Annotated in this window: 8 protein-coding genes; 2 read left to right on the top strand and 6 right to left on the bottom strand. The window is 53.5% G+C overall.

Annotated features, from left to right (window positions below; all coding sequences use genetic code 11):
• Nucleotides 1-35 precede the first annotated feature (35 nt).
• Nucleotides 36-1007, bottom strand: coding sequence for an alpha/beta hydrolase (locus AC2FIB_RS18170; RefSeq protein WP_496842554.1), 972 nt, complete (start codon nucleotides 1005-1007; stop codon nucleotides 36-38).
• Between the two features lie 254 nt (nucleotides 1008-1261).
• Here AC2FIB_RS18170 and AC2FIB_RS18165 point away from each other — a divergent pair, with 254 nt between their 5' ends.
• On the top strand, nucleotides 1262-2422 hold the full coding sequence (locus AC2FIB_RS18165) for a nucleotide sugar dehydrogenase (protein ID WP_496736988.1): 1161 nt from the start codon (nucleotides 1262-1264) through the stop codon (nucleotides 2420-2422).
• A gap of 160 nt (nucleotides 2423-2582) precedes the next feature.
• Here AC2FIB_RS18165 and AC2FIB_RS18160 read toward each other — a convergent pair whose 3' ends face one another.
• The 5 genes from AC2FIB_RS18160 to gntH form a co-directional block, all read right to left on the bottom strand.
• A complete protein-coding gene (locus tag AC2FIB_RS18160; RefSeq protein ID WP_496842553.1) occupies nucleotides 2583-4031 on the bottom strand; it encodes a mannose-1-phosphate guanylyltransferase/mannose-6-phosphate isomerase in 1449 nt (482 codons plus the stop codon).
• 435 nt (nucleotides 4032-4466) lie between these two features.
• Nucleotides 4467-5315 carry an efflux RND transporter periplasmic adaptor subunit gene (locus AC2FIB_RS18155; protein WP_496842552.1) on the bottom strand — a complete coding sequence of 283 codons (849 nt, stop codon included), beginning with the start codon at nucleotides 5313-5315 and terminating at the stop codon, nucleotides 4467-4469.
• A 132-nt stretch (nucleotides 5316-5447) separates the two neighbouring features.
• Nucleotides 5448-6569, bottom strand: coding sequence for a HupE/UreJ family protein (locus AC2FIB_RS18150; RefSeq protein WP_496842593.1), 1122 nt, complete (start codon nucleotides 6567-6569; stop codon nucleotides 5448-5450).
• A gap of 122 nt (nucleotides 6570-6691) precedes the next feature.
• Nucleotides 6692-8449 carry a hypothetical protein gene (locus tag AC2FIB_RS18145; RefSeq protein ID WP_496736998.1) on the bottom strand — a complete coding sequence of 586 codons (1758 nt, stop codon included), beginning with the start codon at nucleotides 8447-8449 and terminating at the stop codon, nucleotides 6692-6694.
• 130 nt (nucleotides 8450-8579) lie between these two features.
• Nucleotides 8580-9911, bottom strand: coding sequence for a guanitoxin biosynthesis MBL fold metallo-hydrolase GntH (gntH, locus tag AC2FIB_RS18140; RefSeq protein WP_496842551.1), 1332 nt, complete (start codon nucleotides 9909-9911; stop codon nucleotides 8580-8582).
• 212 nt (nucleotides 9912-10123) lie between these two features.
• Between gntH and AC2FIB_RS18135 the strand changes: the two genes are divergently transcribed.
• Entirely contained in the window at nucleotides 10124-11434 is a 1311-nt protein-coding gene (locus AC2FIB_RS18135) for a tetratricopeptide repeat protein (RefSeq protein WP_496842550.1), read from the top strand.
• Nucleotides 11435-12048: the final 614 nt, after the last annotated feature.

Below are 12048 nucleotides of genomic sequence, written 5' to 3'. Positions count from 1 at the left end.
AAATTTGAAAAGCCGACATATCGCGAACACCCGTTTCAGCGCAAAATGACCGAGCGCTGATGCAGATCATCCGGGAAAACGCGCCCGGATTGGACACATTGAAAAATATGCCGGAACACCAGGCCCGCCTCGCCGCCCGGCGAAACCAGACCAAAATACTTGTGGCCGGTGGGGGTGTCATAGGCCGTATTGATATCGTCACAGTCGACCTGAAATATGTTATGCGGCGTTCGATCGATATTCTCTGGCCCCGTATGTCCCAAACGGCGAGACGCCACTTTGTTCTTGAGGTTTGCTGCCTTGCTGGCCCGCAGCGCGAGATCGTCGGATGCGAAATAAACAACCACGTTCCGCGACGCATGGCTGACCAGCACACCGGGCTCATGTTCATGCACGGTTTCATTGACGACATCTGCGGCGACCATGAATGTGTTGCGAAACAACAGCGGCACGCCCGACGCCAGATCATACCGATCCCATTCCATCAACGTCTGGCGCAAAACCCGATTGCCCATCGAATGCGCCAGTAGGTTGATCCGTTTCAGGCAGGGGGCAGATTCGGGCTCGTTATCCTCACTGTTGCGCCATTCCAGGAAACGCTCCAGCACCCGCGCAAAGGAAAAGCCGCTTTGGTCCGCGGACTTCTGGTCATCCCAGTATTTCTGAACGATCCCCTGCTTGGCGTCGCTGGGCCAGATCAGAGGCAACACCATCACTTCACCGGGTTTGGCCTGATCGCACAGACGCTGAAGCTCGGCCGTTGTTTGAAACACATCGTCGGGCAGGTTGTTGAACCCGTGCAAGTATAACAGGATCTGACGGCAATCGCTGTCGCGCACCCGCCGCAAGAGCTCTTTGCTGGTAATTTCGGTGTGGTGTTCATCTTCACCCTTTTCACAGTAAAACACCGAATTTGAAGGCGCGTTATTGTCCAGATCAAAGGTAAAACGGCGTCCTTTGCGGGTGCGAATACTCTGGGTCGGAAATCTATTGGTAATAAAAAGCATAAAACCCCTCCTATTCAGAATAGGAACAGACTAACAAGCCGCCCGCGGGGGTGACAAGAAAACCTGGAACTCCGGCAATTGCCGCCGGTAAGAATCGTTGGCTGATATGTCCTATGCCCGATGCCCAGAGTTCTTGCGGGTGTTTTGTTTTTCTCGACCGCAATGCTTTGTGCGAAGCACACATGCGCATTTACAATCGGTAAGCAATACAGCAGGTGAAGTAGTCACCGGCTTGCGAATATGAGGGCAAAGGTATGAAGATTGCAGTTGTAGGTCTTGGATATGTGGGATTGTCCAACGCGGTGCTAATGGCACAAAACCACGATGTCACGGCAATCGACATTTCTGAAGAGCGGGTCCAAATGGTCAATTCCGGCCAATGCCCCATCGTCGATGCTGAGCTTGAAGACTTTCTTGCCAACCGAACGCTGTCGCTCAGGGCAACTACGGAACCTTCCTTCGAAGATGCCGAATTCGTCGTTGTTGCAACCCCTACAAATTATGATGCCAAATCCAACTACTTCGATACATCCAGTGTCGAATCTGTCGCCCGGCAGGTGAATGCGATTAACCCCAAGGCCACCGTCATCATCAAATCGACGATTCCGGTAGGGTTTATTCAGTCGCTGCGCTCTGACCTGGGCAGCGACAACTTCATCTTCTCGCCGGAGTTCCTGCGTGAAGGGCGCGCGCTTTATGACAACCTGCACCCGTCCCGCGTAATCGTTGGCGAACGTTCGGACCGGGCGCGGGTATTTGCCGAGCTTTTGCTTGAGGGTGCCCTGACCAAAGACGTGGACGTCCTGTTCACCGACCCGGATGAAGCCGAAGCGATCAAGCTGTTTTCCAACACCTACCTCGCCATGCGAGTGGCCTTTTTCAACGAACTGGACAGCTATGCCATGGCTGGCGGTATGAACACACGCCAGATCATCGAGGGGGTCTCGCTGGATCCCCGAATTGGCGATCACTACAACAATCCGTCCTTCGGGTATGGAGGGTATTGCCTGCCAAAAGATACCAAACAGCTTTTGGCCAATTACAGCCATGTTCCGCAAAACCTTATTCGTGCCATCGTGGACGCGAACCGGACGCGCAAGGATTTTTTGTCAGATCGAATCCTGATGAAAGGCCCACGCGTCGTTGGTATCCACCGGCTGGTCATGAAAGTCGGCAGCGACAATTTTCGTCAGTCTTCCATTCAAGGCATCATGAAGCGGCTGAAAGCCAAAGGCGTCGAGGTCATTGTTTATGAACCAACGTTGGAGGAAGATGAGTTTTTCCGCTCTCGTGTCGTGCAGGATCTCGAAACCTTTAAATCCGAAGCCGACTTGATCGTTGCCAACCGGCATAGCCCCGAACTTGAAGATGTCGCGGACAAAGTGTTCACCCGAGACTTGTTTGGCGCGGACTAAACGGTTTTCACTTGTTCTGCACTTCTGGGCACTGACCTTATTGATCGGTTTGACAGGATCAAAAACCGACGATCAGCTTTGCTTGATAAGTTAGGTTTGCAAGGCTGCAATCCCTGCCGCGCGTTTTCAAACCAATGTCACACAGATCCCGGTGCGCAGTTCAGCCCTTGGCCCCCTGCCCGCGCGCGTATTTATCTTCGTAACGCACGATATCATCCTCGCCCAAATACGTGCCGGTTTGCACCTCGATCAGGACCATCGGGACCGTTCCCGGGTTTTCCATCCGGTGCATTGCCCCAAGAGGGATATAAACAGATTGGTTCTCGGTCACCAACTTCTCACGATCATCGATTGTCACGCGGGCCGTTCCCTCGACAACAATCCAATGTTCGGAACGATGGAAATGGCTTTGCAAGCTCAACGATGCACCAGGGTGCACATAGATACGCTTGACCTGAAATCTCTCTCCGACCACCAGGCTTTCGAACCATCCCCACGGGCGGTGATCCTTCGGGAACGCCGTCGCCTGCGGCGCGCCTTTTTCCTTTAGCGCGCTAACCGCTTTTTTGACATCTTGCGCCCGCGATGCATCGGCAACCAGAACCGCATCATTCATCGCCACAGCGATGATGTTATCCAACCCGATACCCACGATTTCCAGCTGTTCGCTGTCCGACCGCAAAAGGGTGTTCTGGCAATCAATCGCCGTTGCCCCCCCACTGGTCACCACACCTTGCGCGTCCGGGCCGCTTTCGCGCCATACGGCGTCCCAGCCGCCCAAGTCCGACCATGCGGCGCCGAAGGGCACAACCGACAAGTTCGTTGCCTTTTCCATCACGGCATAATCGATCGAAATGTCTTCGGCCTGCGCCCAGCTTTCAGGGTCGAGGCGCAGGAACCCCAGATCTTGCTTTGCTTTTTCTACCGCTGCCTTGACCGGCTCGATCATATCAGGGGCATGCGCCTGGAAGGCTGCGATGATGTCCACCGCCCGGAACAGGAAAATCCCCGCGTTCCATTTGTAATTCCCGGCCTCCAGCATTTCGGTCGCACGGGCGAGGTCTGGCTTTTCGACAAATTTCTTCAACGGAACAGGCGCACCGTCACCGTCCGAACCAGCGGCCAGTTCAAGGTATCCGTACGCTGTTTCCGCATGTATCGGGGTGATGCCAAAAGTCACCAGTTTGCCCTGCGCAACTGCCTCCAAACCCCGTGCAACAGCGGCCTGAAATTCAGCTGCATCCGGAACCACGTGATCGGAAGGGGCAACCAGCAATACAGCAGCCTCATTCTTGGCATAAGCATGCACCGCCGCCGCAAGAACCGCTGGCGCTGTGTTGCGACCCTCAGGTTCAATCATGATCGTGCCGGGGTCAATTCCGATAGCCTGCAGTTGTTCCGCGACAATGAACCGAAAATCCGAATTGGTCAGAACAACCGGTGGTTCAAACTCCAATTCCGCGTTTGCCCCCGACAATCGGCGGGCAGATGCCTGAAACAGGGTCTCTTCTCCGACCAACGGAACGAATTGCTTCGGGTAGCTCTTTCGGGACAAAGGCCAGAGGCGCGTACCGGAGCCTCCACAAAGAAGGACAGGACAGATCAACATAAAAAGCTCTATAATTTAACGCGGTTCCTAATTTTCCTATTGAAACCGTCATGACCTGACAAGGCCCGGCTAGGTTTGGTCGGAAAAAAGGTTTACCCGTACCGCGAACGCCGGTGAGGATCCGAAACTACGCACCATCAAAATTTTCAAGAGTTTTCAAGCGTGTATTTGCATGAAATCCGCTGTGAATCGACACTGATGAATCTAGGCTCGCCACCGCCCAGAAAACGGCACTCAGAATGCCGGTGGCAAAGGCCCCGGTATCCATGGCAATCTGTCCGTGCCGCGCCGTGGGTTAGTCGACAATTGTGTGACCGTATCGACGGGTCAGTTCGATCATGTCGACCACCAGTCGGTCTTCGTCAGCGCGACCTTGTGGGACTCACCGTTGTTCGGACCGGTGTTGCTCCGGCACGTGGTATCCAAAATGCAACTTCAAAGATAAGCAACCAATCCACGAATCCTGATGAGTATTTTCGCAAGGATTTCGAAGGGTCCTGCTTCTAAACTGTAGACTGTGGCTGAGCCAACCATGCCAAGCTGTGCGGCGTGGCCGGGCAAGCCCTCAGGCCAGTCCAGAATGACCAGAACCTCGGAACTTGAACCGATGGACGCAGCCGAGAGCAGTTCCGAACTCACTGGTATCTGCCCGCCTGATGTGCCTGGCGAGACTTGGGAAACGCTGGAAGTCAGGATTTTTCCCGGCACCGCATCCAGTACTATTTCTGCTGGCATCCCCGCCATTAGGGTGGCCGAGCCATTCTGGTCAAACACACCGACCAAACGCAATGAATCCGTTTCTATGAAGGGCATCACCCCAGCCGAGGATCTGACCTGATTGCCAGGCGACAGGTTAACGGCTGTGACGATCCCGTCCTTTGGCGCAAAAACTGTAGTGTTTTCGAGGTCGATTTGTGCCGATTGTAGCCGCGCTTCGGCGGCATCGAGAACCGCGCGGCTTTCGTCCAGATCCTGTTGTGAGATCGACAGCCCGGGATTTTTGTCATAGACGGTTTGCTGCCGCCGCAGAGTCAGGGATGCAATCTCCACAGAAGCTTGAGCCTCGGCGACAGCGGTCTGAAACGGTGCTGGATCTATTTGGAACAGCACTTCTCCTGCAGCCACAGACTGGTTGGGTTTGACCGGAACCTCTATAACTTCTCCGCGCACCGTTGGCGCAATTTCCACAACCACGCCCATGACGGCAATCCGACCCGAAGGCGTCGTCGTGTTTAGCTGGGCAATGACATACAGGCAAATCCCCAGACCGACCAGAGCGGACATGATTTTGCTGGGCCGATTCCACGGTAGCAGCTTCAGCTTAAAAAAAACGAGCCATAGAAGCCCAAAATAGATCAGTAGGATAATTACCATTTGGCGCCCCAGGCTGCCTGACGTTCATACACCTCAATAGCACTATAGGAAAAACTTAGCCCGTTCGACCACCCAGACCATTGCGACCAGACTGGCGCAGACGGCGACAGCGGCGCGGGAACCGACCCAGACGCGACCGGGCTGCTTTCGCAGGAACAGAACCAGCGGCCAGACCAGCAGGACGATCATCAGCTGACCGGCTTCGACACCCACATTGAAGGCCAACAGGCTGTGCCAGACATTGGGTGCGTCCACGCGTAGAATCTGATGCAGCATGAAGGAGAAGCCGAAACCGTGTAGCAGCCCTATGCCCGAGGTGACTGCAAAGGCCTTGAGGTCTCCGTGGTCTTGTTCCGGTGGTAGGACAGCCAATATCGCAGCATAGATGATCGACAGCGCAATCAACAGCTCCACCGTTGAGATGAACCACGCACCACTGGGGGCAAAGCCGAAGAAGCCGAGGATCAGCGTGACTGTGTGACCAAGGGTGAATCCTGTGACCCGCGCCAGAAGACTGTGCAGGTTTAGCGCTCCAATAATCATGCACAGAACGAACAGCACATGATCGGGACCTTCGAGGATATGGCGGATCCCCTCGGCAAAGAAAGTCGAGGCCGCAGCTGTTGCTGATCCGGACACGTGGACCGGCTCGTGCATCAGGCCCGTGGCGCGATAAGTTCGGATCTGATCGCCGTCATAATCGAGGATCAGGTTTGCCGTATCCTCCTGACCTTTTAGGCCGGGGTCAGACCTGTATGACAGGGAGTAAGCTGCGACCGGCCCAGCGGCATAGTGAAGGTGCAAGTCTACCATAACGTCACCCACATAGACGTCACCTGTCAGCGGAATTACATCTCCCTCTGCCAGCGCGGTCTGTGCCTCGGATAGAGTCGCAAAACCCGGTTCTGATCCCAGAGGATGCAGGCGCAAGCCGACTATTGATGCATCCTGTTCCTGCCCTTCAACCGCTAGTTCGAAGCCAGCTTCTACAAGTGCCGCCAACCCGTTCGGATCATCACGCAACGCCCCTTGATCTGCGTAGTGCATTAATAGGCCGTCTTCGATCTGATTGTAGGTGTAGGGGGCCGGTTCAGGCAGGCCATCCGACCCCGTTGGGCCGACCAATTCTGCCACCACGTAGGACATCGGCAAACGCAGGTACACGTCCAAACCACCTTCCGAGTGCAACACATGGTGCACCCGTACGTTCTAGTTCAGCTTGAAATGAGCAAGGGCAGGCTGACTATGAAGACTAATCAGCAAAATAAAAGCGATATGAATGGCTCTCATGAGTTGCCTCCCTCTGACGAAGGTTGGTTTTTCATTCGAGTTTCAAGAATTGTGAGGCCGGACAGAAACCAAGCGTCCCCGTCAAGCTTGACGTCAAGCAGCGCACGGTAAGAAACATTGCGCCGATGCATGTGCCCCCAATGCCCGCCGCTAACCACCGCATCCCAGCGCGCCAGAATCCTATCGCCGCCATCGGCCATCGGTTCGATGCCCTCCACTAACAGCTTCTCGGTGGGTCCGATAATAGCAGTGGCACCCGATGGCAGAACTACGGACAAACCCCGGCGGGTTTCCGCCGCAACGTCATTCAGGCTTTCTTCCGTAACGAATTCAGCCAGTGCCTTTGTCATTTGAGGGCCTTGCGTTTCCATTCGGGCGATTGCCAGATTTGCGACAATCGCTTCGGTAACTTGCGCGGCTGCAGCTGCATCAGGGATGGCTTTGGTTGGAAGGGTGACCTCAAACATCGTCGATCTTAGGGCACCTGATGCCAGACAGACCGACAGCACTCCCACAGCCCAGCCATGCCAATGAGTGGACCGATTCTTCCAAGCGAGGGCTGAGAAAAACAATGCGACTGCGACAAGGCCAAGTGATAGAACCGGCACCTGAGTGGTCCGCAAAGTTGCGACCGTCACAGGCTGAGTTCTGGGATCGCTCCATCTCAGGATGTAGTTGGCCCACGAGATTTCAGGCGAATCTCTGGTCACCTGTCCGGGCACAGCCCCGGCGGGGTCAGTTATCTGAACGGGGATTGTGTCTGTGTCTTTCGTAAATAGTTCCCACGTTAGAGACAGATCTTTGGGCAACGTATCTTGTGGATAAGACAGAACGATGCCAAGTATTGCAGTGGCGCGGTTTGTTTGGGGCGGTTTTTCCAAAACCTTCAAACCTTCAACACCGACGATTAACTGTTTGGCTTTTGCCGAACTGGGAAGACTGGTTTTACCGTCAATTGTTAGTGGATTTCTTTTCGAAAACAGATCAATGGCCTGTTGTTCGACCCTTGCCATAGTGTCGGAATCAAGGACCGCCGTTTCTTCAAGATTGAGATCAAGCCAGCCTTCCAAATCGCGCAACCGAAAGATAACTTCGTGGCGAACCTCCCGCGGCTCAACTGACACGAACGACATCAGCGCCGATTTATGGTGACGGGTCAGGTTTGGGTTTTCGAACTTGCTGTACCAGGGATCGTCCCAGTCGGGATAAAAGACCTCCGACCGGGAAAGGTATCGGTAATCTGTCACAGCTACACCAAGGTGATCGAAGATCACTCCGATAGCTGCTGCGGGTATTCCCTCAGGTGTTAGCGGTGGCTTAAAGGTGATCGCGGTTGGTTTGTGATCAAAGCGGTAGTCAAGGACGACATAGACAACCTGGGCAGATCGTTCGTCCTGTAAGGACACGCCATAACTTGGCCTGATGGCCGTTACCCGCGGCTTTCTTGCTCGGACTTCAAGGTGAAGCGTTACGGGCATTAGTGCCACACCATCAGCGAAAACCTCAAAAGCTTTGCCTGTGCGTTCAGAAAGATTGCCTGTCGGGTCTTCTCCTGCCTTTGGGTCCGCCAGAAATGCGTGCACGTCGTCCAAGTCAATCTCCAACGCGACCTGGACTCGATCCTCAAGCACAGAGACTTCCGCAAAATTGGCGGCCGTTTCCGCACCGTTAGCGGGCAAGAGGTCGGCGTGAATTGCCAGCGGAAGCAACAACGGGAAAACCGCCAGAATGATACAACGTTTGAGATACATCATGAGGGAACGCTCCTATACCGGCTCCGCTCTGTGCTTCTGGTTCCAAACACGAGGCACAGTCTGAAAAAAGAAACACAGAGAGACCGGCGCCGGATGGCAACGCCAACAAGCGACGGGTTACTTTCAGGATTTACTTGGGTTCTGATTTTTCAGGGTAAGGGAATTCCTGACCCAATGCTTCGCTGGCATCTTCGTAGATTGGCCGCAGAACATCATCTACGTCCCAGACGCCACTGGCGATGAAGTCACTGAAATCAAGGGTTTCCACTCCCAGCTGTTCAGCCATCGCAGTTTTGTCTTCTACTTTTGGTGCCTCGGCCGGGGCCGCCAGGGGCGGTGCCCATGTCCGCTCCTCAGTTGCTGCCATCCGTACGAGGATGTCATCCTTGGTTACGTTCCAAACCATGAAGTCTTCTGACAAGCTGAGCGGGCCGTCATAGGTGGACCGGATGCGCTCATACACTCCATTGACGGTGTCGAAGTCGTTAAAGAAGTGATACGCAACCGCCATGCGAGGCTTTATTTCGCTCATGACCTTTCCGAATGCCTCCGGCGCGGTGCGAACTTGGGTGCCTACCTGCAAGGCCGATTCCGGTGTGAACTTCATCTTGCTGACCAATTCGGGCACAGCAATGAAACATTCATGGATGACCAGATCGGCGTCTTTGGAATATTCGACGAACCATTTGTTTGGATAAGTGTCCGAGCTGAAAACAAACTTCAGATCGTTCCACTCCAGTGCATAGCTAACCGAGCCATCAATGGAATGGATCGCAGGAAAAGTGCGAATGACAACGCCGTTTTCTTCATAGATGGGTTCATTCTCGAGCTTGTAGTCAAACTCGGTCACGTCCAGCACGTAGCCGCGGAAATCGACATTTCCGGCCCGACCCGCCAGATCCCACGATAGCATCTCTTGCATGCGGTCCAGAGCGTAAGCAGTACCAAGTTCTGGAACCGCACCGCTGGGCCCCCAGACGCGCAGAGGAACATTGCGCCCCATCAATGCACCGCCAATAAACAGGTCATGCAGCGCGCCAAAATGATCGGTGTGCAGGTGGCCGATGAACACTTTGTCCAGATAGTTGTAGGGGATTTGCAGTGAAGAAATCCGTTCAGCCGAACCCGACCCTATATCGAACAAGAACTTGTCGCCGTTCCCTAGCTCGACGAGGAAACAAGCCGCCGCCTGCGCCGCGCGGGTGGTCGGCATTCCGGTTCCGCAGGCAATCACCCTCATTTCATCAGGTTGAAGGTCTTCACTGTTTGGGTAGTATGTATCTCTCTCCCTCGCCTTGACCGGAGATACTTCCGGGGTTGCCTCCTGGGCCAAGGCCATAGAAGGGCCGAAAGTGTCGCTAATGATTTTCACCCCCCCGTTCGGGGCGGCCAGCCAGAACCCAAAGGTCACCCCGGCCACCAGATAGATCGAGTATTTCAATAATCGCTTTCGTCTATTCATTATGTGCGCTCCCTTGCTTGCCAAGCCACCGACGAAAAGGAATGAAAGTACTTGCGTCGACGACGAGGCATCAATTGCGATGCTAGGCCAGTGTCTCGTAAGATTTTCTCATAGGTAACGGAATCACTGTGACACAGGGGTGACTCACGGCCTGTTCTTGTTCATTATGTTATCTGAATGCGTTCTTCATTACCTTAGAAACAAATGGTTTTATGGGTTTCGATATTGAGAACATCGACAAGACCAGAGCTTTACAGTCCGTTTGTGAAAGCGAATTGTTTTCCCATTTGGACCGCCTTTGTGCTTTTCTGACATACATCGTTACAGAGGAGTCAGAAGGACGCGGCGAGCTTATCATGGGCAAAACAATTGCTCAGGATGTGTATCGCCGGGATCCAGCCGCGATGGGTGACATCAACAATGTGGTCAGAGTGGATGCGCGGCGACTTAGGCAAAATCTGGACCATTACTATGAAACTGCCGGAAAAGCTGATCCAGTCAGAATATTTGTGGACACGGGAGGGTACAGACCGCGCTTCGAACGGGCCAAGATCGTCTCGTCTGGCAAGAAAGAGCATTCTCTTCGCGCTTTTGGCTGGGCAGTACTTTTCTTTGTGATTGGGACATTTATCGGCTTAGCGATTGCGCTGGGCCCCCTGCAGAGCAAATTCCAACCACAGGTTCAGGAGTTGCACCGGGAACCTACGCAGGAAGTGTTGAAGCGTCAGGCGGTGATTGAACATTCAGCGTCTTCGTTGCAGGCCATGAATTTGGCCGATCAAGCGAGAAGTATGATGTTCCCCATCTTTGACCGGCCCCGCCAACAGTTGGTCACGGAAGTTTTCCGCCGCGATATTGATCTTGGCCCGAATTATTTCGGCGGTTATGCCGGTGCGGCTCAGGCGCTTGGAACTCTTGCTATCATGACAGCTCCGGGTCCTGAAAAAGAAGTGTTGATCAGGGAAGCCTATTTCATGGCAGGTAATGCGGTTCGTCTGGCACCCACTGACCCTTGGGCTCAATCAGCCCAGGCTTGGGTCAAATTCGCGAACAGAGAATTTGATGAGGCGATAAGAATATCAACAAGAGCAGTGGCAATAGCACCCGAAGATGAACATGTTTTAGATATTCACGGCTCGATTGCGCTGTTTTCAGGTCATTTTGCCGAGGCCGCGAGTTCTGCCGAAAAAGCCATGAATGTAGGCAATAGTAACCAGCGATTTGCGAACCGCAATATATATGGTGCCGCAAACTTTCATCTGGAGCAATATCAGAAATCTTTGGAAGCCTTTTTAGCAGCGGCAGACTACGGAGATCCGATCAGCGCTCCATCCTTCGCGTACCAGACCGCTGCGTTGTACGAATTGGGCAGAATTAAAGATGCCGCTCGCAAATATTCTGAACTAAAGAATTCGTGGCCTGAAGCAGATGTGGAAAGGATGCTGACTGGGATATTTAGTGATCCATCGCATGTCGAAAAAGTTATGAGAGGCTTGAAAGGCGTAGAAGCGGAGCCGAACTAAGCTTGAGTTTAATGATGTATTCAGACGTAGGTCCGATTACCCCAATCCAGATAGGTTGCAGTTCGTTTTACCGATGTTCATCATGTTGAACAAACTACCTTGATCTGGGAATATCAGTATTACACTTTGTTCAATCGGTTCTGTTCTCGGTACGCCGAACTGCAAAGAACTCAATCTAGGTTCGAATGCGGAGTGGTACACGCTTTGTGTTGGAGTTAAACATACCCGGATTGCGACGTGCTCTGTTGCGCTACTTCATGAACTCTCTGGATGACCGCTCGAGAAAGTTGCTCTAGCACTGTTCAGTTGCTTTCCATTACGCTGCTGTCGCAGCGTGTGATTTTGTTATATGCGATGCGCTCCAAGCCCCATCTCAGCCAAACTTGAGCGTAGACGCTATTGAGCTCTGTCGTCTCGATCCGGGCTTAAGATTTGCGTCTTCGACGTTGCGGGTTATGAGCCTGACGAGGTGAGGACGTTAAGCAATTGATCCAGTGGATCAATTGTTGTCTAAACGGGCTATTTTGTATTATCTGACGTTGGTTGCGGGAGTAGGATTTGAACCTACGACCTTCAGGTTATGAGCCTGACGAGCTACCGGGCTGCTCCATCCC

Source organism: Ruegeria sp. YTSA072, assembly GCF_059610285.1.
The sequence above is the reverse complement of the archived record's forward strand: the minus strand, read 5'-3'. Positions and strand labels throughout refer to the sequence as shown.